This is a genomic window from Pseudomonas sp. SW-3 (assembly GCF_016615645.1).
Taxonomy (GTDB): Bacteria; Pseudomonadota; Gammaproteobacteria; order Pseudomonadales; family Pseudomonadaceae; genus Aquipseudomonas; species Aquipseudomonas mandelii.
This window is the reverse complement of sequence record NZ_CP067098.1, coordinates 4,678,921-4,704,305: the sequence shown is the minus strand read 5'-3', so window position 1 is coordinate 4,704,305 and position 25,385 is coordinate 4,678,921. Positions and strand designations below refer to the sequence as shown.

Sequence of the window (25,385 nt, the reverse complement as noted above, 5' to 3'; positions counted from 1 at the left end):
TCAGCCAACATAGATGTTGAATGTGAAACCGCTTTCGCGAGCAGGCTCGCTCCCACAGGGTTTTGGGCAGGGCTTACTTATCGCGAATCGAGAAGTTCGCCATGTGTTCCAGGCCCTTGATCAGCGCCGAGTGGTCCCAGTTGCTACCGCCGATGGCTGCGCAGGTGCTGAACACTTGCTGGGCGTTGGCGGTGTTCGGCAGGTTGATGTTCAGCTCTTTGGCACCTTGCAGAGCCAGGTTCAGGTCCTTCTGGTGCAGGCTGATGCGGAAGCCCGGGTCGAAGGTGCCTTTGATCATGCGCTCGCCGTGCACTTCGAGGATCTTCGAGGAGGCGAAACCACCCATCAGCGCTTCACGGACCTTGGCGGGATCGGCACCGTTTTTCGCGGCGAACAGCAGTGCTTCGGCCACGGCCTGAATGTTCAGCGCGACGATGATCTGGTTCGCCACTTTCGCGGTCTGACCGTCGCCGTTACCACCGACCAGGGTGATGTTCTTGCCCATGGCCTGGAACAGCGGCAGCGCGCGTTCGAAGGCATCGGCATCACCGCCGACCATGATGCTCAGGGTCGCGGCCTTGGCGCCGACTTCACCGCCGGACACTGGCGCATCAAGGTATTGAGCGCCTTTTTCGTTGACCTTGGCCGCGAAGGCCTTGGTAGCCGTCGGCGAGATCGAGCTCATGTCGATAACGATTTTGCCTTTGCCCACGCCGGCCGCAACGCCATCGGCGCGGAACAGCACGTCGTCGACCTGCGGGGTATCCGGCACCATGATGATGATGACTTCAGCTTCCTGGGCGACTTCTTTCGGGTTCGCCAGGGCGACGGCGCCACCGGCAATCAGGTCGGCCGGGGCGGCATCGTGGTGCGCCGACAGGAACAGGCTGTGACCGGCTTTCTGCAGGTTCAACGCCATTGGGTGGCCCATGATGCCGGTGCCGATAAATCCGATTTTAGCCATGAGAAATTCCTCTTGTTTTTATTGCTCTGTTCGCAAAATTCTTGGGTGTCGGCGAGGGCGCCTTCGCGGGCGAGCCTCGCTCCTACGGGTACGTGTCTGTCGCCCTGTTGCGTATCAACCTGATCCTGTAGGAACGAGGCTTGCCCGCGAAGAACGATGACGCGGTATCAGATCGCGTTGTGGGTTTTCAGCCAGCCCAGGCCCGCTTCAGTGGTGGTCAGCGGTTTGTATTCACAACCAACCCAACCCTGATAACCGATGCGGTCCAAGTGTTCGAACAGGAAGCGGTAGTTGATTTCACCGGTGCCCGGTTCGTTGCGCCCCGGGTTGTCGGCCAACTGGATGTGGTTGATCTCGCCCAGGTGCGCAGCCATGGTGCGGGCCAGGTCGCCCTCCATGATTTGCATGTGATAGATGTCGTATTGCAGGAACAGATTGGCGCTGCCGACCTGTTCGCGAATCGACAGGGCTTGCGCCGTGTTGTTCAGGTAGAAACCCGGGATGTCGCGGGTGTTGATCGCTTCCATCACCAGTTTGATGCCCGCCGCTTGCAGCTTGTCGGCGGCGTACTTGAGGTTGGCGACGAAGGTTTTTTCCACGGTGGCATCGTCGACACCTTGTGGACGAATACCCGCCAGGCAGTTGACCTGGGTGTTGCCCAACACTTTCGCGTAAGCGATTGCCAGATCGACACCGGCGCGGAACTCTTCAACCCGGTCCGGCAGGCACGCGATACCGCGTTCGCCCTTTGCCCAGTCACCGGCCGGCAGGTTGAACAGCACTTGGGTCAGGCCGTTGGCGTCGAGCTTGGCCTTGATCTCGGCAGAGCTGAAGTCGTAGGGGAACAGGTACTCGACACCACTGAAGCCGGCCTTGGCGGCCGCTTCGAAACGGGCAAGAAAATCCTGCTCAGTGAACAGCATGGACAGGTTGGCTGCGAAACGCGGCATGGTGGTCTCCCGTAAATTTGTGCAGTCCCCTGTGGGTACGAGCCTGTGTGGCGAGGGAGCTTGCTCCCGCTCGGCTGCGAAGCAGTCGCAAAGCTTTTGGGGCCGCTTCGCGACCCAGCGGGAGCAAGCTCCCTCGCCACACAGGCGCGCTCCCACAGTGGGAACGATCAGCAGTTAATCGAGCAGCGAAATCGCCGTTGGCGCGTCGTTGCCGACCAGCGCCAGGTCTTCGAATTCATTGACGGCGTTGATCTCGGTGCCCATGGAAATGTTGGTCACGCGCTCCAGAATAATCTCGACGATCACCGGCACCTTGAACTCTTCGATCAGCTCTTGAGCCTTGCGTAGGGCAGGCTGGATCTGACCCGGTTCGAACACCCGCAGCGCCTTGCAACCGAGGCCCTCGGCCACCGCGACGTGGTCGACACCGTAACCGTTGAGTTCCGGGGCGTTCAGGTTATCGAAGGACAGCTGTACGCAGTAGTCCATGTCGAAACCGCGCTGGGCCTGACGAATCAGCCCCAGGTACGAATTGTTGACCACAACGTGGATGTACGGCAGCTTGAACTGCGCGCCCACCGCCAATTCCTCGATCATGAACTGGAAATCATAGTCGCCCGACAGCGCCACGACCTTACGGGTCGGATCGGCCTTGACCACGCCCAGTGCTGCCGGAATGGTCCAGCCCAACGGGCCGGCCTGGCCGCAGTTGATCCAGTGACGAGGCTTGTAGACGTGCAGGAACTGCGCGCCGGCAATCTGCGACAGGCCGATGGTGCTGACGTAACAGGTGTCTTTGCCGAACACCTGGTTCATCTCTTCGTAAACCCGTTGCGGCTTGACCGGCACGTTGTCGAAGTGAGTCTTGCGCTGCAGGCTGGCTTTGCGCTGCTGGCAGTCTTGCAGCCAGGCGCTGCGGTTTTTCAGCTTGCCGGCGGCTTGCCATTCGCGAGCGACTTCGATGAACACGGTCAACGCGGCCGCGGCGTCGGAGACGATGCCCAGGTCCGGGTTGAATACGCGGCCGATTTGCGTCGGCTCGATGTCGACGTGAATGAACTTGCGGCCTTCGGTGTACACATCGATCGAACCGGTGTGGCGGTTGGCCCAACGGTTACCGACGCCCAACACCACGTCGGACTTGAGCAGGGTGGCGTTGCCGTAACGGTGCGACGTCTGCAAGCCGACCATGCCGACCATCAGCGGGTGATCGTCCGGGATGGTGCCCCAGCCCATCAGGGTCGGGATCACCGGGATACCGGTCAGCTCGGCGAATTCCACCAGCAACTCGCTGGCATCGGCATTGATGATGCCGCCACCGGCCACCAGCAATGGACGCTCGGCCTGATCGAGCATGGCCAAGGCCTTCTCGATTTGCACACGGTTAGCGGTTGGCTTGGCCAGCGGCAGTGGTTGGTAGGCATCGATGTCGAATTCGATTTCAGCCATCTGCACGTCGAACGGCAAGTCGATCAGCACCGGGCCTGGACGGCCGGAGCGCATTTCATAGAAGGCTTTCTGAAACGCGTAAGGCACCTGGCCCGGTTCCATGACGGTGGTTGCCCACTTGGTCACTGGTTTGACGATCGCGGTGATGTCGACAGCCTGGAAGTCTTCCTTGTGCATACGGGCGCGGGGGGCCTGGCCGGTAATGCAAAGAATCGGGATCGAGTCGGCCGAGGCGCTGTAGAGCCCGGTGACCATGTCGGTGCCGGCCGGGCCGGAGGTGCCGATGCACACGCCGATGTTGCCGGCCTTGGTGCGGGTGTAGCCCTCGGCCATGTGCGAGGCACCTTCAACGTGGCGCGCGAGGACGTGATCGATGCCACCAACCTTCTGCAAGGCGGAGTACAGCGGGTTGATCGCGGCGCCCGGGATGCCAAAAGCGGTATCAACCCCTTCACGGCGCATCACCAGAACGGCGGCTTCGATTGCTCTCATTTTGCTCATGGTTTTGTGCCTCTTACGTTTTGTAATTGTATACAAGTGGCTTTGCGCAGAGTGTATTCACGGCGGACGGCGCAGGTCAATCCATTTTCTCAAGCGACTGTTTCATTCGTCGGAAGCCCGTTCTGCTGTGGCTTTTCGTCGCATGTGGCGCTTTTCGATGATTATTGTATACAAAAAAATAACTCATTGTGTTCTATTTGTTGCATCGGACTGCGACGCAAGCGCGCAGTCCACTGGCTTTCCCTATAACAAAATGAGGACGGCACCATGAGCGCTTTAACCTTGAAAGTTGCAGTCAACCTGATCGATCAGGCCATCACCGCTGGGCGTGCTATCTCCGCGGCTCCACTGACCGTCGCGGTGCTGGATGCCGGCGGGCACTTGATTACCTTGCAGCGCGAAGACGGCGCCAGCCTGCTGCGCCCGCAAGTCGCCATCGGCAAAGCCTGGGGCGCCATCGCCCTCGGCAAAGGCTCACGCCTGCTGGCGCTGGACGCCCAACAACGACCGGCGTTCTTTGCCGCGCTTAACAGCCTGGGGCAGGGCAGCGTCGTGCCGGCACCGGGCGGCGTGTTGATTCGGGATCAGGACGGGAATGTGCTGGGGGCGGTGGGGGTCAGCGGGGATCTGTCGGACGTTGACGAGCAGTGCGCGATCAGTGCGATCGAGGCGGTGGGGTTAAGGGCGGATGCGGGGGTTACGGCTTGATTTGGGGTGACTGATTAATTGCTATCGCGAGCAGGCTCACTCCTACAAGGATCGGGGTTGGACACAAAATGTCTGAACACCACAAATCCCCTGTAGGAGTGAGCCTGCTCGCGATAGCTATCTACCAGACACATCCAGCCAAAAGTTTGCCCCGTCTTCCTTAATCCACAGGACTAGCCTTTTCCTGACCTGATCATGGGAGGCAAGGAATGCCGGATTTACCTGCTGCACACCGATTGCGAGTCGGGCGCTATGCCGAAGCCAGCCGGATTTATTTGTTAACCAGCAATACACTTCACAGGATCCCGGTTTTCAAGGATTTTGCCTTGGGCAGGCTGGTCGTCGATCAATTTCGAAATGCGCAGAATCTAGGCTTGGCGAACTCACTGGCGTGGGTAGTCATGCCCGATCATTTTCATTGGTTGATTGAATTACAGCAGGGCTCTTTGAGCGAGTTGATGCAAAAGACCAAGTCGATGAGTACCAAAGCGGTGAAGCAGCGTACCGGTCGAAATATTAGCCTCTGGCAGAGAGGATTCCATGATCGGGCACTTCGGCGGGAGGAGGATTTGGTGAAGTTGGCGAGGTATGTCGTGGCCAACCCGTTGCGGGCTGGACTGGTGGAGAAACTGGGCGATTATCCGTTGTGGGATGCGATTTGGGTTTGAGTTGGGACCGAATCGCCTCGATCGCGAGCAGGCTCACTCCTACAGGGGAATGCATTCCAAATGCAGGAGTGAGACTGCTGACGATAAGCCGCAGCGCAGTCTCACTGATCCGGCTCACACCCCTTCAGCACCAGCCGAATTATCGTCTGCGCCGCCGCTTCATAGTCCTCTTCATCCAGCTTGGCCTTGCCAGTAATGGCCGTGATCTGCCAGTCAAAGTCAGCATAGGTCTGCGTCGCGGCCCAGATGCTGAACATCAGGTGGTTAGGGTCGATCGGGGCGATCTGGCCGCGGTCGATCCAGGTCTGGATGCAGTCGATGTTGTGCTTGGCCTGGCCGTTGAGCTGTTCGACCAGGTCGGCACTGAGGTGCGGGGCGCCGTGCATGATTTCGCTGGCGAATACCTTGGAGGCGAAAGGCAAGTCGCGGGAGATGCGGATTTTCGAGCGAATGTAGCCACTCAGCACTTCGCTGGGCACACCGTCGGCGTTGAACGGCGTCGACGCCTGCAGAATCGGCTCGATGATGCTTTCCAGGACCTCGCGGTAGAGGTTTTCCTTGGATTTGAAGTAGTAATAGACGTTGGGCTTGGGCAATCCCGCCTTGGCTGCGATATCACTGGTTTTGGTCGCTGCGAAGCCCTTGTCGGCAAATTCTTCACTGGCGGCACGCAGGATCAGTTCTTTGTTGCGCTCGCGGATAGTGCTCATAAACCAGGGGGTTCCTTGCCTGTTCTGGCGGTTGCGCATGGTATCACCGGCCTCGCGCGGCGCTCAAGAATGCCCCGTGTGGCGCTCGGTCGCGCTATGCTGCGCGGCATTCATTCAAGAAGGAAACCTGATTTATGGCAGGAAGCAGTTTGCTGATGCTGATCGACGACATCGCCGCCGTTCTCGACGATGTGGCGTTGATGACCAAAATGGCCGCCAAGAAGACCGCCGGCGTGCTCGGCGACGATCTGGCGCTCAATGCCCAGCAGGTCAGCGGCGTGCGTGCCGAACGGGAAATACCGGTCGTTTGGGCCGTGGCCAAGGGCTCGTTTCTCAACAAACTGATCCTGGTGCCGTCGGCGCTGGCGATCAGCGTGTTCATCCCGTGGCTGGTCACCCCACTGTTGATGGTCGGTGGCGCCTACCTGTGTTTCGAAGGTTTCGAGAAACTCGCCCACAAATTCCTGCACAGCAAGGCTGAAGATCAGGCCGAACATGCCGAGCTGGTCGAAGCCGTGGCCGATCCGGCCGTTGATCTGGTGGCGTTCGAGAAAGACAAGATCAAGGGCGCTATCCGCACCGACTTCATCCTGTCGGCGGAAATCATCGCCATCACCCTCGGCACCGTGGCAGATGCGTCGTTGACTCAGCAGGTTATCGTGCTGTCGGGTATTGCCATCGTCATGACTATCGGTGTCTATGGCCTGGTGGCGGGTATCGTCAAGCTTGATGATCTCGGCCTGTGGCTGACCCAGAAGCCCGGGCAGATGGCCAAAAGCATCGGCGGCGGGATTCTGCGCGCAGCGCCGTACATGATGAAAGGCCTGTCGGTGATCGGCACGGCAGCAATGTTCCTGGTGGGCGGCGGGATTCTGACCCATGGCGTGCCGGTGGTTCATCACTGGATTGAGAGCGTCAGTGCAGGGGCGGGCGGTGCCGGGTTTATCGTGCCGACGTTGCTGAATGCGGTGGCGGGGATTGTGGCCGGAGCTGTGGTGCTGGCGGGTGTGATGGTCGCCAGCAAAATCTGGAAAACTCTGAAAGGCTAGAAGCTGGGCACTTTCCAAGTGTGGGAGCGAGCCTGCTCGCGATAGCGGTGTTTCAGTCAGCATAGATGTTGACTGTGCTGGCCCCATCGCGAGCAGGCTCGCTCCCACATTGGTTTTTTGGTGTTTGAGAGACCTCATAAAAAAGGCCATTCGACGCGAATCGAATGGCCTTTTTTGTTACCGCCTGATTTACTCGGCGATCTGCAACTTGCGTGACTCGGTGTACACGTAGCGCACCTTCTCATACTCGAACGGCGAGTTCAGCTGGCCGTAGCGGAAGCTGTTCTGGTAGCGCTTGTCGACGCCGCGTAGGGCCCAGACCTCAGGATGGTTGGAGCTGACTTCCGAGACGTTCAGGAAGTTGATCGCCGATTCGGCGCTGAAGTCCACCACCAGGCCGCCGGTGTCGCGGATGTTCGACGGGCCGAGGATCGGCAACACGAAATAAGCGCCGCCCGGTACACCGTAGAAGCCCAGGGTCTGACCGAAGTCTTCGCTCTGGCGCGGCAGGCCCATGGCCGTGGCCGGGTCCCACAGGCCGGCGATGCCGATGGTGGTGTTGAGCAACAGGCGTGCGGTGGTTTCCATCGAACGCTTGCCCTTGAACTGCAGCAGGCTGTTCATCAGGTTCGGCACATCGCCGATGTTATTGAAGAAGTTGCTCACGCCGGTGCGCAGGAAACTCGGGGTGATGTAGCGATAACCGTCGACTACCGGCAGGAACACCCATTGGTCGAAGCGGTAGTTGAAGTGATAAACCCGGCGGTTCCACTCTTCCAGCGGATCGTAGACGTTCAGCGCATTGAGCGTGGAACGTTCGAACTCGCGCTGATCCAGCCCCGGGTTGAACTTGAGTTTGCTCAGCGGTTCCTTGAAACCGTCACTGTCGACCACGACAGGTGCGTTGGCTTTGCTGTTGTCGGCATTGGCGACGCCTGCACAGAGTAACGCAGCGATAAGCAGGAGGTATTTAGCCACGGAAGAACTCCAGCATAGCGTCGCTGTTGACGCGGTAATTTAGGTTGCCGCAATGGCCACCCAGTGGATAAACGGTCAAGCGGTCGCCGAAAGTCTTGCGCAGGAAACCGAGGTCGCCAGGGCCGAGGATCACGTCGTCGGCGTTGTGCATGACGGCGATTTTCGGGCTGTCGTGCAGGTAATCCTTGAGGGCATACAGGCTGACTTGGTCGATCAGTTGCAGCAGGCTGCCGCCGTCGGTGCGGGCGCGCCACATCGGGATCACTTGCTCGGTGATGTAGCAGTCGAAGTCGCATTGCAGCGCACGCTTGAGGAACGGCGTGAGGCTGGTGCCTTCGGTGATCGGGTATTTCGGCGGGGTGATCAGGCCGCGGCGGTTGATCAGGTCCGAGGTGAAGGCAATGTCGGCCGCCGAAAAGCGGAACGAAGTGCCGATCAGCATGGCCATCTGCTCGTTGGTCAGGTGCTGCTTGGACTGCTGGAAGTCGTAGAGCAGGGCATCGTTGAGGTCGATGTAGCCTTTTTGCTGGAAGTAGCGAGTCAGTTTGTTCAGCACCAGTTCATAAAACGTGGTGCTGTTGTTGATGCCCTTGACCTCGGTCTGGACCAGCTTGTCCAGGTTGGTGATCGAGGTGTAGAGGTTGACCGGCGGGTTGAGCAGCAAGACTTTCTTGAAGTTGAAGCTGCGACGGGTTTCGTCCAGGTGCGCGACGAAGGCCGCGTCCAGCGCGCCCAGGCTGTAACCGGTCAGGTAGTAATCGGTGACGGCAACGTGCGGGTTTTGCGCCCGGACGGCCTGCATCACCCGGTACATGTCTTCGGCGTCTTCCTTGGTGATACCCGGTGTGGCAAAGCGTGAGGCCGCGCTCATAAAGTCGAAACTGGTGGGCGACGACAGTTGCACCACGTGATAACCGGCCTTGTAGTAGAGCTTTTTCAGGTACTCATTGAGGCTGCTGTCATAACGCGCACCGGTGCCGGCGATCAGGAAGATCAGCGGCGCAGCCTTGTCCTGAGTGGCAATACGATAGGTCAGCTTTTTGACCGGCCAGAAATTGTCTGGCAGTTCGAATGCACGCTCCGGGCGCAGAGTCACGCTGCGAGTCTGCTGATCGATGTCGTCGTCCAGCGGTAACTCCGGGCGCAGGTCCGGCGGAGTCGTGGCAATGGTCGCCTCGAACGGGTTGGTCAAGGGGTAGCCATAACTGGCGGCGTCGATATCGACCGCCAGCGCGGACGCACTCAAAATAAGGCCGCCAAACAGGGCGGCGAAGCGCAAGGAACGGAGCATGACTAGATCCCTTAGAGGAAGGTGCCGAATGAAGTTCGCAGGCTATGACCACGGGGTTTGCGCCAAAGTGCCATGCTGCGGCACCAATCTGGGCGAATTTCGGATCAATAGTAGCTGGACGATACACTTTGCAGCTATTTCGTGACTAATTATCTGTTACGCGCGTTTGCTTAGCGCTGCCGGAGGATTAAGCTGGCCGCCGTTTTCGTTTATTGGAGTGCTTCATGTCCCGCCGTCTGCCCGTGATTCTGCTACTCGTTCTGCTGCCATTATGGCTGGCCGCCAGTTATGGCGCGCGTTATGGCTTTATGGAGGATGCGCAGTGGGTTGGCATCTGCGTGGACGAGGCGAGCCGCTGGGAATGCCAGATTCGTTCGAACCTGGGCTTGATGATTCACTTCAAGGTGTTGGGCTTTGCTGCACTGGCCGCTGCGATCATCGGGTTTGTGGTGCCGGGCCGGGCAGGGTGGTGGCTGGCAGTGCTGGCGCTGGTGTTCGGGTTTCCGGCGCTGGCGTTGTACAACACGACCTTGGCCGTTTTTGCGGTGGTGATTGCCGGGTTGCGGCTGGTCCGGGCCTCCCGTAGCGCCTGATAGTCCGTCTTCGCGGGCAAGCCTCGCTCCTGCAGGATCTTCGTCGTACACAACATCTGTATTCGCTGAATAACCCTGTGGAAGCGTGGCTTGCCCGCAAAGAGGCCACCAGCTGCGCTGAAGATTACGCCTTGCGAACCCGCAAACAGCGCCACAACATCGCCACCATCAAAACACTCACCAGCGCCCAACCCCAGGCTTGCTGGTTCTGCAACCCTTCACGGAACAGCTGCGGTGCAATGCCGGCGCCAATGATGAAGGTCAGCAGGGCGATTTCACGGCGCGCCGCGCTCACTGGGCGGCACAGGTAAACCAGCGCCGGCAGTATGAAGGCGACACTTGGAAAGCTGCGATAACGCGGGTCGATCACCAGCTCAAGCATCATCACCGCCGCCGCAAAACCTGCTCCGGCGACCAGCCAGCCTGCTCGACGCTCCAGTGCATTGAACGCCCGCCCACGCCAACCGGTACGAGCGCTCAGCGTCAATGCGGCATGCGCCAGCACCAACAGATTCAACCCCGTCAGCAACGCCACCCACAACCATTCACTGGCAAAGCGCGTCGTGACTCGCGCCAGATCACCCCAGGCGCCAATCGAGCACGCCGCCAGTGCGCCGAGCAGCGGCAGCACCAGTGCAGCGCGGGTGGTGCGTACACGCCCGCCAAGGATCAGCGTGCCAAGAAAAATCAAACCGCCAACGGCCAGCCACTGCGACCAGTACGGCACGTTCGACACGGGACCGGCCAGCACGCCCTTGTCCTGGCGATCGGCATCGAACAGCCCCCAGTAACCACCGACCGCACCTTCGCTGGCGCGCTTCCAGGGCTGGTCGAAAGCTTCGATCAGGTTGTAATGCCAGCCTTGCTGCTCGGCCATGATGACAAAACCGCGAATGAACTTGGCTTCGTTAACCCGGCTCGGCAGGGCGGTTTCGCGCTGACGGCCTTCGCTCGGCCAGCCGGTTTCGCCAATCACCACGTCCTTGGGCGCGAATTTGTTGCCGAACACCTGACGCACTTCGGCCACATGCTGCAGCGCGGCATCGATGTTCGAGGGATCATCTTCCCAGTACGGCAGCAAATGGATGGTCAGGAAATCCACTGCCGGGGCGATTTCCGGGTGCTTGAGCCAAAACTCCCAGACATCGGCGTAAGTCACCGGTTGCTTGACCTGGCTTTTGACTTTATTGATCAGCTTTGCCAGCTGCGCACCCGTGACTTCCTTGCGCAGCAGGGTTTCGTTGCCGACGATCACCGAGGTCACCACGTCCGCGTTGGCGTTGGCCGAGGCGATCAGCAGGTCGACTTCTTTCTCGGTGTCCACCGGGTTGCTGTTGACCCAGGCGCCAATCATCAGTTTCAGACCATGCTTGCGCGCCAGGTCGGGCAACGCCTCGAGGCCGGTCATGGAATAGGTGCGGATGCACTCGAAGCTTTTGGCCAGCAGCGCGAGGTCGGCGTCCATGCGCTCGGGGCGCAACTTGAACGGCACGTCGAACGGCGACTGGTCCTTGTCGAACGGGGTGTAGGAGGCGCATTGCAGCTTGTGCGTCGCGCTGGCCACGTCCGGCAGAATCACCGGTTTGCCAAGGCCGTACCAAAAGCCGCCAAGGGCAAACAGCCCCAGCAGGCAAGCGAAGAGATAAGCCAGAAAAGGAAAGCGGGAGGTCGCGGGCATGGTCAGGCCGTCTGGGAGCAAAGCCGCGCATGTTACCTTCATTTGCCCCGCGCTAGGGGGCTTGCATGATTTTGACATGCAAAGTTCGGGCGGATTGGTCGGCGCACTCCAGGCGGTCGTGATTAATGGCGTTCTGATGTCGTTTCTCGATGCCTTGAGGTCGCTGACAGCACAGGTTCCGGTTGTCGTCAGGTTGATTATCGAGGCATCAGTGCTCCCATGGAAAATCACGCTGATGTTCGAACGAGTTTGCGGTGGGCGTGATGGGGGCGCTGTGCACCATAACAATACGTTGACGCGACTCGGCACCCGTCGAGCGCAGCACTTTCGGGGAAGTAACGATGAAGATGCGACGACTTTTAGGCGCAGGTGCCGCTCTGGTGCTCGCGATTGGCTCCACAATGGCCAATGCCGAGAGCAAAACCCTGAGCATCGGTTACGTTGACGGTTGGTCCGACAGCGTCGCGACCACGCATGTGGCCGCCGAAGTGATCAAGCAAAAGCTGGGTTATGACGTGAAACTGCAAGCCGTCGCCACCGGGATCATGTGGCAGGGTGTGGCCACCGGCAAACTCGACGCCATGTTGTCCGCCTGGCTGCCGGTGACTCACGGCGAATACTGGACCAAGAACAAGGATCAAGTCGTCGATTACGGTCCGAACTTCAAGGATGCAAAAATCGGCTTGATCGTGCCGGAGTACGTCAAGGCTAAAACCATCGATGACCTGAAAACTGACGACACCTTCAAAAAACGCATCGTCGGCATTGACGCCGGTTCGGGCGTGATGCTTAAAACCGAGCAGGCGATCAAGGATTACGATCTGACCGGGTATCAACTCAAGGCCAGTTCCGGCGCCGGCATGATTGCCGAACTGACCCGTGCCGAGAAGAAAAACGAATCCATCGCTGTGACCGGTTGGGTACCGCACTGGATGTTCGCCAAGTGGAAACTGCGCTTCCTGGACGACCCGAAAGGCGTTTATGGCGCGGCTGAAACCGTGAACAACATCGGCAGCAAAGAACTGGCCACGAAGGCGCCGGAAGTTGCCAAGTTCCTGAAGAACTTCCAGTGGGCCTCGAAAGACGAAATCGGCGAAGTCATGTTGGCGATTCAAGACGGCGCCAAGCCTGACGCCGCGGCGAAAGATTGGGTGGCAAAACACCCTGAGCGCGTTGCAGACTGGATCAAGTGATTTGAGCTGACGGCTCTAGTCAGCACCTCTCAAGGCCCCTTGGCATATTGCCAACGGGCCTTTTGTTTTTTTTTGTAGGAGCCAGGCTTGCCGGCGAAAGCGATCGTGAGGACGCCTTCGCCGGCAAGCCTGGCTCCTACAAAAGTTGCGTCACACCAGAAAATGGCGATTCTGTCATGTCGTTCTAATACTAAGGTCGTCTGGAACCTGCCCCGCAGCCGCATAGAGTGGATAACGTTCCAACTTTAATCTGTGCTGCGAGGATAAAAACAATGAACGACAGCATTTACCTCTCGATTCAAAACAGCCCGCGCTTCAAGGAGCTGGTTAGTAAGCGAGAAAGGTTCGCCTGGATTCTTTCGGCGATCATGCTTGGGCTTTACTCCGGATTCATCCTTTTGATTGCTTACGGGCCGCATATTCTGGGAGCGAAAATCAGCCCCGAGTCTTCGATTACCTGGGGGATACCGATTGGTGTCGGGCTGATTCTCTCGGCCTTTATCCTGACTGCAATCTATGTACGACGCGCCAATGGCGAATTCGACGACCTGAACAATCTGATTCTCAAGGAGGCTCAGCAATGATCCGGCGTCTATTGGCTCTATTGAGCGTTGCAGCATTCGCACCGGGTGCCTGGGCGGCTGAAGCCCTGACCGGCGCGGTTCAGAAACAACCGCTGAACGTCGCCGCGATCCTGATGTTCGTGGCCTTCGTTGGCGCGACTTTGTATATCACCTACTGGGCCTCCAAGAAAAATAACTCGGCGGCCGACTACTATGCGGCCGGCGGCAAGATCACCGGTTTCCAGAATGGTCTGGCGATTGCCGGTGACTACATGTCGGCGGCGTCCTTCCTGGGTATTTCCGCCCTGGTGTTCACTTCCGGCTACGATGGCCTGATCTACTCGATCGGCTTCCTGGTGGGCTGGCCGATCATTCTGTTTCTGATCGCCGAGCGCCTGCGTAACCTGGGTAAGTACACCTTTGCCGATGTGGCGTCCTACCGCCTTGGGCAAACCCAGATTCGCTCGCTGTCTGCTTGCGGTTCGCTGGTGGTGGTGGCGTTCTACCTGATCGCGCAAATGGTCGGGGCCGGCAAGCTGATCCAGTTGCTGTTCGGTCTGGATTACCACGTAGCAGTGATCCTGGTCGGCGTCCTGATGTGCATGTACGTGCTGTTTGGCGGCATGCTGGCGACCACTTGGGTGCAGATCATCAAGGCTGTGCTGTTGCTGTCCGGTGCCTCGTTCATGGCGCTGATGGTGATGAAGCACGTCAACTTTGACTTCAGCACACTGTTCTCCGAGGCGATCAAGGTTCACGCCAAAGGCGAAGCGATCATGAGCCCCGGCGGTCTGGTGAAAGACCCGGTCTCGGCGTTCTCCCTTGGCCTGGCATTGATGTTCGGTACCGCTGGCCTGCCGCACATCCTGATGCGCTTCTTCACCGTGAGTGACGCAAAAGAAGCTCGCAAGAGCGTGCTGTATGCAACCGGCTTCATTGGCTACTTCTACATCCTGACTTTCATCATCGGCTTCGGCGCGATCCTGCTGGTCAGCACCAACCCGGCCTTTAAAGATGCTGCTGGCGCGCTGTTGGGCGGCAACAACATGGCGGCGGTGCACCTGGCCAACGCGGTGGGTGGCAGTATTTTCCTGGGCTTTATCTCGGCGGTAGCGTTTGCGACCATTCTGGCGGTGGTTGCCGGTTTGACCCTGGCCGGTGCTTCGGCGGTGTCTCACGACCTGTATGCCAGCGTGATCAAGAAAGGCAAGGCCAACGAGAAGGACGAGATCCGTGTCTCGAAAATCACCACCATCGCTTTGGCAGTGCTGGCGATCGGCTTGGGCATTCTGTTCGAAAGCCAGAACATCGCGTTCATGGTGGGCCTGGCGTTCTCCATCGCAGCGAGCTGTAACTTCCCGGTGCTGTTGCTTTCCATGTACTGGAAGAAGCTGACCACTCGCGGTGCAATGATCGGCGGCTGGTTGGGTCTGGTGAGTGCGGTTGGTTTGATGGTGCTGGGTCCAACCATCTGGGTGCAGATCCTGCATCACGAGAAGGCTATCTTCCCGTATGAGTACCCGGCGCTGTTCTCGATGGCCATTGCGTTTATCGGGATCTGGTTCTTCTCGATCACTGACAAGTCGGCGGCTGGCGTTAATGAGCGTGCGCTGTTCTTCCCGCAGTTTGTTCGTTCGCAGACCGGTTTGGGGGCGAGTGGGGCGGTTTCTCACTAAGGCTTCGGGTTTGTCTGTGTAAGTTGCGTTAAACGAAAAATGCCCTGGTCGAGAGATCGGGGCATTTTTTTTGTTGGCGATGGTATTTGGTGTAGGAGCGAGGCTTGCCCGCGAAGGCGGCCTGACAGCCGACCTGTCTCTCTCAGGTGTATATATCCATTCCTGCGGTAACGGCGGCTGGCGGTTTCGCCCTTACGGCGAGTCCCTTTTGTCAAACGCCACAAAAGGAACCAAAAAGTCTCGCCCCAAGCGTCCGGCCCCTCGCTAAGGCTCGGCGTACCTTCGCTCCGGTATCCATCCGGGGACACTGCCCTCCGGTCTGCTTCGCGACGACCTACATGCAGCGTGTTCGACTGCGTCGAACGGCGCTGCGCGCCACTCCCCGGATGAACACCTCCACTCAGCCTCCCGAAAGGGGCGGGTGGATCAAGATCAAGAGCTGCAGGCGAGCTAACGCTCGGCCTGATGAGTGGTGAAGAGCGAAGCGTTTACACCGAACCCCTTGTAGGAGCGAGGCTTGCCCGCGAAGGCGGCCTGACAGCCGACCAATGACTTGCAGGTGAACACCTGACCCTGTGGGAGCTGGCCTGCCAGCGATGACGGCCAAGCTGCAGGCGAGCTAACGCTCGGCCTGATGAATGGTGAAGAGCGAAGCGTGTACAGCGAACCCCTTGTAGGAGCGCGGCTTGCCCGCGAAGGCAGCCTGACAGCCGACCTGTTCTTGCGGATGTACGCAAGCTTTCCAAAGGCAGTGATCCTTTTGGCTTTGGCTTTGGCTTTGGCTTTGGCTTTGGCTTTGGCTTTTGACGTTGATCTTGATCTTGATCTTGATCTTGTTCTCTCGCCCCTTCGGCAGACCTTAGGCGATGCCCCCTGATGGACGCCGTAGCGAGGGATCGCGGAGCCTCAGCGAGGCGCCGTACGTCGGGGCGAAGCCTTTTGGTTCCCTTTTGGCGTTTGAAAAAAGGACTCGCTGTAAGAGCGAAACCATAAGTAGCCGTTACCGCAGAAACGGATATGTACACAACCAAAAACCCAGTCGGCCCCTAGGCCGCTGAGACCGCACAAACAAAAACGGCCTCTATATAAATAGAGGCCGTTCCCGGTACAGCTTAAGACGTTATCGCAAGACAGGTCTTATTTGCGGTCTTCCAGCTTGGTGATGTCACGCGACTCGTAGCCGGTGTACAGCTGGCGAGGACGGCCAATCTTGTACGGGCTGGAGAGCATTTCTTTCCAGTGGGAGATCCAGCCGACAGTCCGCGCCAGGGCGAAGATCACGGTGAACATGCTGGTTGGAATGCCGATCGCCTTGAGGATGATCCCCGAGTAGAAGTCGACGTTCGGGTACAGCGAGCGTTCGATGAAGTACGGGTCGGTCAGCGCGATCTCTTCCAGGCGCATGGCCAGTTCGAGTTGCTTGTCGTGCTTGATACCCAGTTCCTTCAGCACTTCGTCGCAAGTCTGCTTCATGACGGTAGCGCGTGGGTCGCGGTTTTTGTAAACCCGGTGACCGAAGCCCATCAGCTTGAACGGATCGTTCTTGTCCTTGGCCTTGGCAATGTACTTGTCGATGTTCGACACATCGCCAATTTCATCGAGCATGGTCAGAACAGCTTCGTTCGCGCCGCCGTGGGCAGGGCCCCACAGTGCAGCGATGCCGGCGGCGATACAGGCGAACGGGTTGGCACCCGAAGAACCGGCCAGGCGTACGGTGGAAGTCGATGCGTTCTGCTCGTGGTCGGCATGGAGGATGAAGATCCGGTCCATGGCCTTGGCGAGTACCGGGCTGATCGGTTTGATCTCGCACGGGGTGTTGAACATCATGTGCAGGAAGTTTTCCGCGTACGTCAGGTCGTTGCGCGGGTACATCATGGGTTGGCCCATGGAGTACTTGTAAACCATCGCTGCCAGGGTCGGCATCTTGGCAACCAGGCGGATCGCGGAAATTTCGCGATGCTGCGGGTTATTGATGTCGAGGGAGTCGTGGTAGAAGGCCGAGAGGGCGCCGACTACGCCGCACATGACGGCCATTGGGTGAGCGTCGCGACGGAAGCCGTTGAAGAAGGTCTTCAGCTGCTCGTGAACCATGGTGTGGTTCTTCACGGTGCTGACGAACTGGGCCTTCTGTTCTGCGGTCGGCAATTCGCCGTTGAGCAGCAGATAGCAGGTTTCCAGGTAGTCCGATTTTTCAGCGAGCTGTTCGATCGGGTAACCGCGGTGCAGCAGAATGCCGTTGTCGCCGTCGATATAGGTGATCTTCGACTCGCAGGAAGCTGTCGACATGAAACCAGGGTCAAAGGTGAAACGGCCCGTGGCCGTCAGGCCCCGAACGTCGATTACATCGGGACCAACGGTGCCGGTTAAAATGGGCAGCTCGACGGGGGCTGCGCCCTCGATGATCAACTGCGCTTTTTTGTCAGCCATGTGGCCTCCTATTTATGCTTGAAATCATCAGACAGACCCCCCACGCAGGGCCCGCACCACTATAGTGAGATAAATTCGAATGTCAATTTGCCTAAAGTCTTGCTCCAGAAGGCTTTAACCGGACTTTTTCCTCGAAATTGACTGCCATTTACGCCTTTTATCCAACTTGTGCAATGAGCTATTAGGGGAAGGTGAACGCGTTGTCATTAGTAGCCTAACTGTCTATACTCGGCCTCCGACCGCCAGGGGCTTTTGGGCCTGCTTTACTGGGGGTCGCACTCCCTGGGTGGTGGGTACCTGACCAGTGCACTCCCCAACAACTTTGCCCTGATTGTTAGGGGCTCTTCAGTGTGAAAAAAAGCCGTGAATAGCCAACGACCTGTAAACCTAGACCTAAGGACCATCAAACTCCCAGTCACTGCTTACACGTCCATTCTTCACCGAATCTCCGGAATCATCCTCTTTGTCAGCCTGGCCATCATGCTTTATGCATTGGACAAGTCGCTCGACTCGGAAGAAGGCTTCGGTCAGGTGAAAGCGTGTCTGACCAGTCCGCTAGCCAAGCTAGTGATTTGGGGCATCCTGTCCGCCTTGCTGTATCACCTGGTTGCCGGTGTGCGCCATTTGATCATGGACATGGGCATCGGCGAGTCGCTTGAAGGCGGCAAACTGGGCTCGAAAATCGTTATCGCCGTTTCCGTGGTGGTAATCGTTCTGGCAGGAGTTTGGATATGGTAACTAACGTCACGAACCTGTCCCGTTCGGGCCTCTATGACTGGATGGCACAACGTGTGTCTGCGGTCGTTCTCGCGGCTTATTTCATTTTCCTGATCGGATACGTCGTCGCCAACCCTGGCATCGGCTACGCCCAATGGCATGAACTGTTCGCAAGCAACTGGATGCGTATTTTCAGTCTCCTGGCCCTCGTGGCCCTCGGCGCTCACGCCTGGGTCGGCATGTGGACCATCGCGACCGACTACCTGACGCCAATGGCGTTCGGCAAGTCCGCAACTGCAATACGTTTCCTTTTTCAGGCGGTATGCGGCGTTGCGATGTTCGCTTACTTCGTCTGGGGTGTGCAGATTCTCTGGGGTATCTGATTCATGTCTACTACAGTTAATACGCTTTCGTTCGACGCCATCATCATTGGCGGCGGCGGTGCTGGTATGCGCGCTGCGCTGCAACTGGCACAAGGTGGTCACAAGACTGCCGTAGTTACCAAGGTTTTCCCGACTCGTTCGCACACTGTATCCGCCCAGGGTGGTATCACCTGCGCCATCGCCTCGGCAGATCCGAACGATGACTGGCGCTGGCACATGTACGATACCGTCAAGGGTTCCGACTACATCGGTGACCAGGACGCTATCGAATACATGTGTTCCGTAGGCCCGGAAGCCGTTTTCGAACTCGAGCACATGGGTTTGCCGTTCTCCCGTACCGAACAGGGCCGCATCTATCAGCGTCCGTTCGGCGGTCAGTCGAAAGACTTCGGTAAAGGTGGCCAGGCTGCACGTACATGCGCCGCTGCCGACCGTACCGGTCACGCACTGCTGCACACCCTGTACCAGGCCAACCTCAAGGCTGGCACCGTATTCCTCAACGAATACTACGGTGTGGATCTGGTGAAGAACGAAGACGGTGCCTTTGTCGGCATGATCGTCATCTGCATCGAAACCGGCGAAACTTCCTACGTTCGCGCTAACGCCACCGTATTGGCGACTGGCGGTGCAGGTCGTATCTACTCGTCCACCACCAATGCCCTGATCAACACCGGTGACGGCGTCGGCATGGCTCTGCGTGCTGGCGTGCCGGTACAAGACATTGAAATGTGGCAGTTCCACCCGACCGGCATCGCCGGCGCCGGTGTACTGGTGACTGAAGGTTGCCGCGGTGAAGGCGGTTACCTGATCAACAAGCACGGCGAGCGTTTCATGGAGCGTTATGCTCCGAACGCCAAAGACCTTGCAGGTCGTGACGTTGTTGCTCGTTCGATGGTTAAAGAAATCATCGCCGGCAACGGTTGCGGTCCGGATGGCGACCACGTAATGCTGAAACTCGATCACCTCGGTGAAGAAGTTCTGCACAGTCGTCTGCCAGGCATCATGGAACTGTCCAAGACTTTCGCCCACGTCGATCCAGCCGTGGCGCCGATTCCGGTCGTTCCAACCTGCCACTATATGATGGGCGGCGTTGCCACCAACATTCATGGCCAGGCAATCACCCAGGACGCCGACGGCGTCGACCAGATCATTCCTGGTCTGTTCGCAGTGGGCGAAGTGGCCTGCGTATCGGTTCACGGTGCCAACCGTCTGGGTGGCAACTCGCTGCTCGACCTGGTGGTATTCGGCCGTGCAGCCGGTCTGTTCCTGGAGCAGACCCTGAAAGAAGGCGTTGATTACGCCCGTCCTCGCCAGTCCGACATCGATGCAGCCCTGGCTCGTCTCGATGGCCTGAACTCGCGTACAGAAGGCGAAGACGTCGCCACTCTGCGTAAAGAACTGCAAAGCTGCATGCAGAACTACTTCGGTGTATTCCGTACCGGTGAATACATGCAGAAGGGTATCGCCCAGCTGGCTGATCTGCGTGGCCGTATCGCCAACGTCAAGATCAACGACAAGAGCCAGGCGTTCAACACCGCTCGAATCGAAGCCCTGGAACTGCAAAACCTGCTGGAAGTGGCCGAAGCCACCGCCATCGCTGCAGAGATCCGCAAAGAGTCCCGCGGCGCTCACGCCCGTGAAGACTACGAAGATCGCGACGACGAAAACTGGCTGTGCCACACCCTGTACTTCCCGGGTGACAAGCGCGTGACCAAGCGTGCCGTGAACTTCTCGCCGAAAACTGTTCCGACTTTTGAACCTAAGATTCGGACTTATTAAGGGTGGCCGCCATGTTGCAAGTCAGTGTTTATCGCTACAACCCTGATCAGGACGCTGCGCCGTTCATGCAGGAATTCCAGGTCGACACCGGTGGTAAAGACCTGATGGTGCTGGACGTGCTGGCCCTGATCAAAGAGCAGGACGAAGGTTTCTCCTATCGTCGCTCTTGCCGTGAAGGTGTTTGCGGTTCCGACGGTATGAACATCAACGGCAAAAACGGCCTGGCCTGCGTCACGCCGCTGTCTTCTGTCGTAAAAGGTAACAAGCTGATTGTTCGTCCGCTGCCAGGTTTGCCGGTTATCCGTGACCTGGTCGTCGATATGAGCATCTTCTACAAGCAATACGAGAAGGTTAAGCCATACCTGCAGAACGACACGCCGGCTCCGGCCATCGAACGTCTGCAGACCCCGGAAGAGCGTGAAAAGCTCGACGGTCTGTACGAGTGCATCCTGTGCGCTTGCTGCTCGACCTCTTGCCCGTCCTTCTGGTGGAACCCGGACAAGTTCCTGGGCCCGGCTGCACTGCTGCAAGCGTACCGCTTCCTGGCAGACAGCCGCGACACCAAGACTGCCGAGCGTCTGGCTTCGCTGGATGACCCGTTCAGCGTATTCCGCTGCCGCGGGATCATGAACTGCGTCAACGTCTGTCCGAAAGGCCTGAACCCGACTAAGGCCATCGGTCACGTGCGTAACATGCTGCTGCAAAGCGGCGTGTGATTCAGCTGTAACTGCAAGACCGCTGTACCCGTAGATGCTACGGCGCAGGCTTCAACCGGCGCCGTAGTTTTAACCTGGGCAGCAGCTTACAAGGCTGCGGCTCTTATTTTGAAGAAATGAGACAAGCAGGGGCATCCGGGCTGGTACCCGGACTATCAGCGTGATCCTAAGTGGCTTGTTTTGGTCGCTGCATTCGGACTTCTGCAAGTTTGCTCGGTGTCGACGCCGGTGGTGTTCCCCTAACCGAGGGTGACCAAGCATGCAAGAAAGCGTGATGCAGCGCATGTGGAACAGCGCCTACCTTTCAGGTGGAAACGCTGCCTATGTGGAAGAGCTTTATGAGCTCTACCTGCACGACCCTAACGCTGTGCCAGAAGAGTGGCGCACCTACTTTCAGAAGCTGCCTATTGACGGCAGCTCTGCCACCGATGTTTCGCACTCCACAATTCGCGATCATTTCGTCTTGCTGGCAAAGAACCAGCGCCGCGCCCAACCGGTTTCCGCCGGCAGCGTGAGCAGTGAGCACGAGAAGAAGCAAGTTGAAGTGCTGCGATTGATCCAGGCCTACCGTATGCGTGGCCACCAGGCAGCCCAGCTTGACCCGCTGGGGCTGTGGCAGCGTCCTGCACCTGCAGACCTGTCGATCAATCATTACGGCTTGACCAATGCCGATCTTGATACGACCTTCCGTGCCGGCGACCTGTTCATCGGCAAAGAGGAGGCGAGCCTACGCGAAATTCACGAAGCGTTGCAGCAGACATATTGCCGCACCATCGGCGCTGAATTTACGCATATCACCGATTCCGAGCAGCGCCAGTGGTTCCAGCAGCGTCTGGAAAGCGTGCGTGGTCGTCCGACGTACTCCGCCGACATCAAGAGCCACCTGCTCGAGCGCGTCACCGCCGGCGAAGGCCTGGAAAAATACCTGGGCACCAAATACCCGGGTACCAAGCGTTTCGGCCTGGAAGGCGGCGAGAGCCTGATTCCGATGCTCGACGAGTTGATCCAGCGTTCCGGTTCCTACGGCACCAAGGAAATCGTTATCGGCATGGCCCACCGTGGCCGTCTGAACGTGCTGGTCAACACCTTCGGCAAGAACCCGCGCGAGCTGTTCGACGAGTTCGAAGGCAAGAAGAAGGTCGAGCTGGGTTCCGGTGACGTTAAGTATCACCAGGGCTTCTCGTCCAACGTCATGACCACCGGCGGTGAAGTTCACCTGGCGATGGCCTTCAACCCGTCCCACCTGGAAATCGTATCTCCAGTGGTCGAGGGTTCGGTTCGCGCCCGTCAGGATCGTCGTAACGACCCTACCGGCGAGAAGGTTCTGCCGATCTCCATCCACGGTGACGCGGCATTCGCCGGTCAGGGCGTGGTGATGGAAACCTTCCAGATGTCGCAAACCCGCGGTTTCAAGACCGGCGGCACCGTGCACATCGTGATCAACAACCAGGTCGGTTTCACCATCAGCAACCCGCTGGACTCGCGTTCCACCGAGTACGCGACCGACGTTGCGAAAATGATCCAGGCGCCGATCCTCCATGTGAATGGTGATGATCCGGAAGCCGTATTGTTCGTGACCCAGTTGGCCATCGACTACCGCATGCAGTTCAAGCGTGACGTGGTAATCGACCTGGTCTGCTACCGTCGTCGTGGCCACAACGAGGCCGACGAGCCAAGTGGCACCCAGCCGATCATGTATCAGCAGATCACCAAGCAGCGCACCACCCGTGAGCTGTACGCCGATCGTCTGACCCAGGGCGGTGTACTCGACGCAGAGCGTGTTCAGGCGAAAGTCGACGAATACCGCAACGCGCTGGACAACGGCCTGCATGTTGTAAAAAGCCTGGTCAAAGAGCCGAACAAAGAGTTGTTCGTGGACTGGCGTCCGTATCTGGGCCACGCCTGGACCGCGCGTCACGACACGCGTTTCGATCTGAAAACCTTGCAGGAACTGTCCGCCAAGCTGCTGGAAATCCCGGAAGGCTTCGTGGTTCAGCGCCAGGTCTCGAAAATCTACGAAGACCGTCAGAAGATGCAAGCCGGCGGCCTGCCGATCAACTGGGGTTACGCCGAAACCATGGCGTACGCGACCCTGGCGTTCGAAGGTCACCCGATTCGCATGACGGGTCAGGACATCGGTCGCGGCACGTTCTCGCACCGTCACGCTGTCTTGCACAACCAGAAAGACGCGGGGACCTACGTCCCGCTGCAAAACCTGTACAAGGGCCAGCCACGTTTCGACCTGTACGATTCGTTCCTGTCCGAAGAAGCCGTGCTGGCGTTCGAATACGGTTACTCGACCACCACGCCTGAGGCGCTGGTGATCTGGGAAGCCCAGTTCGGCGACTTCGCCAACGGTGCCCAGGTGGTTATCGACCAGTTCATCACCAGCGGCGAGCACAAGTGGGGCCGTCTTTGCGGTCTGACCATGCTGCTGCCGCACGGTTATGAAGGTCAGGGGCCGGAGCACTCGTCGGCGCGTCTAGAGCGTTACCTGCAACTGTGCGCCGAGCACAACATTCAGGTAGCCGTACCGACCACGCCGGCCCAGATCTACCACTTGCTGCGTCGTCAGGTGATTCGCCCGCTGCGCAAGCCATTGATCGTTCTGACTCCGAAGTCGCTGCTGCGTCACAAACTGGCCATATCGACCCTGGAAGATCTGGCCGAAGGTTCGTTCCAGACCGTGATCCCGGAAATCGATGTTCAAGACCCGAAAAAGGTCGAGCGCATTGTTCTGTGTAGCGGCAAGGTCTACTACGACCTGCTGGAAAAACGCCGTGCCGAAGGTCGTGATGACATCGCCATCGTGCGTATCGAGCAGCTGTACCCGTTCCCTGAGGACGACTTGAATGAAGTCCTGGCTCCGTACACCAACCTCAAACATATCGTTTGGTGTCAGGAAGAGCCGATGAACCAGGGTGCCTGGTACTGCAGCCAGCACCACATGCGCCGCATCGTGGGCAATCACAACAAGGCACTCGTTCTCGAGTACGCCGGCCGTGATGCTTCTGCTGCACCTGCTTGTGGTTATGCATCGATGCACGCTGAGCAGCAGGAAAAACTGCTGCAAGACGCCTTTACTGTTTAACGCCTTCGCGCACCTGAAACCGAATTTAAGGACCCACAGATAATGGCTATCGAAATCAAAGCCCCCACTTTCCCGGAATCGGTTGCCGATGGCACCGTTGCCACCTGGCACAAAAAACCGGGCGACGCTGTAAAGCGTGACGACCTGATCGTCGACATCGAAACCGACAAGGTTGTGCTGGAAGTGTTGGCTACCGCTGACGGCGTGCTGGGCGCTATCGTCAAGAACGAAGGCGACACCGTTCTGTCCGACGAAGTGCTGGGCTCCATCGAAGCGGGCGGCGCTGCTGCCGCTCCAGCTGCTGCCGCGGCTCCGGCTGCTGCACAAGCTGCTGCGCCAGCCGCCGAAGGCGAAGACGATCCTGTTGCTGCACCGGCTGCTCGCAAGCTGGCTGAAGAAAACGGCATCAACATCGCTTCCGTTGCCGGCACTGGCAAAGGCGGTCGTGTGACCAAGGAAGACGTGGTTGCAGCCGTTGCTGCCAAGAAAGCCGCTCCGGCTGCCGCGCCTGCCAAGGCTGCTGCTCCGGCTGCCGCTGCTCCTGTGTTCGCCGCTGGCGACCGCATCGAGAAGCGCGTTCCGATGACCCGCGTTCGCGCTACCGTGGCCAAGCGCCTGGTAGAAGCCCAGTCGAACATGGCGATGCTGACCACCTTCAACGAAGTCGACATGACTGAAGTCATGGCCCTGCGTTCGAAGTACAAAGACCTGTTCGAGAAGTCCCACAACGGCGTGCGCCTGGGCTTCATGTCGTTCTTCGTCAAGGCTGCCACTGAAGCGCTGAAACGCTTCCCGGCTGTCAACGCGTCGATCGACGGTGCCGACATCGTTTACCACGGTTATGCCGACGTCGGCGTGGCTGTTTCCAGCGACCGCGGCCTGGTTGTACCGGTTCTGCGTAACGCCGAACTGATGAGCCTGGCTGAAATCGAAGGCGGCATCGCCACCTTCGGCAAGAAGGCTCGCGACGGCAAACTGTCGATGGACGAAATGACCGGCGGTACGTTCACCATCACCAACGGTGGTACTTTCGGTTCGATGATGTCGACTCCGATCGTCAACCCGCCGCAAGCGGCCATCCTGGGCATGCACAACATTCTGCAGCGTCCTATGGCGATCAACGGTCAGGTCGTGATCCGTCCGATGATGTACCTCGCTCTGTCCTACGATCACCGTCTGATCGATGGCAAAGAAGCTGTGACCTTCCTGGTTACCATCAAGAACCTGCTGGAAGACCCGGCTCGTTTGCTGCTGGATATCTAAAAAGCAGCTGCAAGCTGCAAGCTGCAAGCCTCAAGCGC

At 58.5% G+C, this 25,385-nt stretch carries 22 protein-coding genes; 14 read left to right on the top strand and 8 right to left on the bottom strand.

All coding sequences use genetic code 11. From position 1 onward, the window contains the following. Positions 1 to 73: 73 nt before the first annotated feature. The 3 genes from JIO00_RS21090 to gcl form a co-directional block, all read right to left on the bottom strand. A complete protein-coding gene (locus JIO00_RS21090) occupies positions 74 to 964 on the bottom strand; it encodes a 2-hydroxy-3-oxopropionate reductase (RefSeq protein WP_010456882.1) in 891 nt (296 codons plus the stop codon). Between the two features lie 167 nt (positions 965 to 1,131). Beyond that, positions 1,132 to 1,914 (bottom strand): hydroxypyruvate isomerase, encoded by a 783-nt coding sequence (gene hyi / locus JIO00_RS21085; RefSeq protein WP_010456880.1) that lies wholly within the window; start codon positions 1,912 to 1,914, stop codon positions 1,132 to 1,134. Between the two features lie 174 nt (positions 1,915 to 2,088). After that, on the bottom strand, positions 2,089 to 3,864 hold the full coding sequence (gcl, locus tag JIO00_RS21080; protein WP_010456878.1) for a glyoxylate carboligase: 1,776 nt from the start codon (positions 3,862 to 3,864) through the stop codon (positions 2,089 to 2,091). 267 nt (positions 3,865 to 4,131) lie between these two features. Between gcl and JIO00_RS21075 the strand changes: the two genes are divergently transcribed. Continuing rightward, complete coding sequence (locus JIO00_RS21075) at positions 4,132 to 4,572, top strand: GlcG/HbpS family heme-binding protein (protein WP_200666780.1); 441 nt, start codon at positions 4,132 to 4,134, stop codon at positions 4,570 to 4,572. 209 nt (positions 4,573 to 4,781) lie between these two features. Then, entirely contained in the window at positions 4,782 to 5,240 is a 459-nt protein-coding gene (locus JIO00_RS21070; protein ID WP_010456874.1) for an REP-associated tyrosine transposase, read from the top strand. Positions 5,241 to 5,341: 101 nt separating this feature from the next. On the opposite strand, the gene JIO00_RS21065 is transcribed toward JIO00_RS21070, so the two are convergent. Further along, positions 5,342 to 5,950 (bottom strand): TetR/AcrR family transcriptional regulator, encoded by a 609-nt coding sequence (locus JIO00_RS21065; RefSeq protein WP_083376004.1) that lies wholly within the window; start codon positions 5,948 to 5,950, stop codon positions 5,342 to 5,344. A 134-nt stretch (positions 5,951 to 6,084) separates the two neighbouring features. On the opposite strand from JIO00_RS21065, the gene JIO00_RS21060 reads away from it, so the two are divergent. Beyond that, positions 6,085 to 6,999 carry a DUF808 domain-containing protein gene (locus tag JIO00_RS21060; RefSeq protein WP_010456870.1) on the top strand — a complete coding sequence of 305 codons (915 nt, stop codon included), beginning with the start codon at positions 6,085 to 6,087 and terminating at the stop codon, positions 6,997 to 6,999. 189 nt (positions 7,000 to 7,188) lie between these two features. Here the strand turns inward: JIO00_RS21060 and JIO00_RS21055 are convergent, their stop codons facing one another. Both JIO00_RS21055 and JIO00_RS21050 read right to left on the bottom strand, forming a co-directional pair. Then, positions 7,189 to 7,977: an MlaA family lipoprotein gene (locus tag JIO00_RS21055; RefSeq protein ID WP_010456868.1), complete on the bottom strand. Its 789-nt coding sequence runs from the start codon at positions 7,975 to 7,977 to the stop codon at positions 7,189 to 7,191. Next, a complete protein-coding gene (locus tag JIO00_RS21050; RefSeq protein ID WP_077748649.1) occupies positions 7,970 to 9,268 on the bottom strand; it encodes a serine/threonine protein kinase in 1,299 nt (432 codons plus the stop codon). Before JIO00_RS21050 ends, JIO00_RS21055 begins: the two co-directional genes overlap by 8 nt. A 224-nt stretch (positions 9,269 to 9,492) precedes the next feature. On the opposite strand from JIO00_RS21050, the gene JIO00_RS21045 reads away from it, so the two are divergent. Continuing rightward, positions 9,493 to 9,861 carry a hypothetical protein gene (locus JIO00_RS21045; protein WP_010456864.1) on the top strand — a complete coding sequence of 123 codons (369 nt, stop codon included), beginning with the start codon at positions 9,493 to 9,495 and terminating at the stop codon, positions 9,859 to 9,861. Between the two features lie 124 nt (positions 9,862 to 9,985). On the opposite strand, the gene JIO00_RS21040 is transcribed toward JIO00_RS21045, so the two are convergent. Then, complete coding sequence (locus tag JIO00_RS21040; RefSeq protein WP_200666778.1) at positions 9,986 to 11,581, bottom strand: glycoside hydrolase family 17 protein; 1,596 nt, start codon at positions 11,579 to 11,581, stop codon at positions 9,986 to 9,988. A 299-nt stretch (positions 11,582 to 11,880) separates the two neighbouring features. On the opposite strand from JIO00_RS21040, the gene JIO00_RS21035 reads away from it, so the two are divergent. The 4 genes from JIO00_RS21035 (at position 11,881) to JIO00_RS21020 (ending at position 15,848) form a co-directional block, all read left to right on the top strand. Further along, positions 11,881 to 12,732, top strand: coding sequence for a glycine betaine ABC transporter substrate-binding protein (locus tag JIO00_RS21035; RefSeq protein ID WP_010456861.1), 852 nt, complete (start codon positions 11,881 to 11,883; stop codon positions 12,730 to 12,732). A gap of 272 nt (positions 12,733 to 13,004) precedes the next feature. Then, complete coding sequence (locus JIO00_RS21030; RefSeq protein WP_154912287.1) at positions 13,005 to 13,316, top strand: DUF485 domain-containing protein; 312 nt, start codon at positions 13,005 to 13,007, stop codon at positions 13,314 to 13,316. After that, positions 13,313 to 14,971 carry a cation acetate symporter gene (locus tag JIO00_RS21025; RefSeq protein ID WP_010456858.1) on the top strand — a complete coding sequence of 553 codons (1,659 nt, stop codon included), beginning with the start codon at positions 13,313 to 13,315 and terminating at the stop codon, positions 14,969 to 14,971. Before JIO00_RS21030 ends, JIO00_RS21025 begins: the two co-directional genes overlap by 4 nt. A 655-nt stretch (positions 14,972 to 15,626) precedes the next feature. Next, positions 15,627 to 15,848: a hypothetical protein gene (locus JIO00_RS21020; RefSeq protein WP_200666776.1), complete on the top strand. Its 222-nt coding sequence runs from the start codon at positions 15,627 to 15,629 to the stop codon at positions 15,846 to 15,848. A 260-nt stretch (positions 15,849 to 16,108) separates the two neighbouring features. Here JIO00_RS21020 and gltA read toward each other — a convergent pair whose 3' ends face one another. Beyond that, on the bottom strand, positions 16,109 to 17,398 hold the full coding sequence (gltA, locus tag JIO00_RS21015) for a citrate synthase (RefSeq protein WP_010456856.1): 1,290 nt from the start codon (positions 17,396 to 17,398) through the stop codon (positions 16,109 to 16,111). A gap of 363 nt (positions 17,399 to 17,761) precedes the next feature. Between gltA and sdhC the strand changes: the two genes are divergently transcribed. The 6 genes from sdhC to odhB all read left to right on the top strand — a co-directional run bounded on the left by sdhC (position 17,762) and on the right by odhB (position 25,347). Next, positions 17,762 to 18,136, top strand: coding sequence for a succinate dehydrogenase, cytochrome b556 subunit (gene sdhC, locus JIO00_RS21010; RefSeq protein ID WP_010456855.1), 375 nt, complete (start codon positions 17,762 to 17,764; stop codon positions 18,134 to 18,136). Continuing rightward, positions 18,130 to 18,498, top strand: a complete 369-nt coding sequence (gene sdhD, locus JIO00_RS21005; protein ID WP_007945134.1) for a succinate dehydrogenase, hydrophobic membrane anchor protein — start codon at positions 18,130 to 18,132, stop codon at positions 18,496 to 18,498. Before sdhC ends, sdhD begins: the two co-directional genes overlap by 7 nt. A 3-nt stretch (positions 18,499 to 18,501) precedes the next feature. Beyond that, positions 18,502 to 20,277, top strand: coding sequence for a succinate dehydrogenase flavoprotein subunit (gene sdhA / locus JIO00_RS21000; protein WP_008032662.1), 1,776 nt, complete (start codon positions 18,502 to 18,504; stop codon positions 20,275 to 20,277). 11 nt (positions 20,278 to 20,288) lie between these two features. Continuing rightward, the gene (locus tag JIO00_RS20995) at positions 20,289 to 20,993 is read left to right on the top strand and encodes a succinate dehydrogenase iron-sulfur subunit (RefSeq protein WP_010456852.1); all 705 of its coding nucleotides are present in this window, start codon (positions 20,289 to 20,291) and stop codon (positions 20,991 to 20,993) included. Positions 20,994 to 21,252: 259 nt separating this feature from the next. Continuing rightward, positions 21,253 to 24,084: a 2-oxoglutarate dehydrogenase E1 component gene (locus JIO00_RS20990; RefSeq protein ID WP_102595535.1), complete on the top strand. Its 2,832-nt coding sequence runs from the start codon at positions 21,253 to 21,255 to the stop codon at positions 24,082 to 24,084. Positions 24,085 to 24,126: 42 nt separating this feature from the next. Further along, positions 24,127 to 25,347: a 2-oxoglutarate dehydrogenase complex dihydrolipoyllysine-residue succinyltransferase gene (gene odhB / locus JIO00_RS20985; protein ID WP_010456848.1), complete on the top strand. Its 1,221-nt coding sequence runs from the start codon at positions 24,127 to 24,129 to the stop codon at positions 25,345 to 25,347. The last annotated feature ends 38 nt before the right edge of the window (positions 25,348 to 25,385 follow it).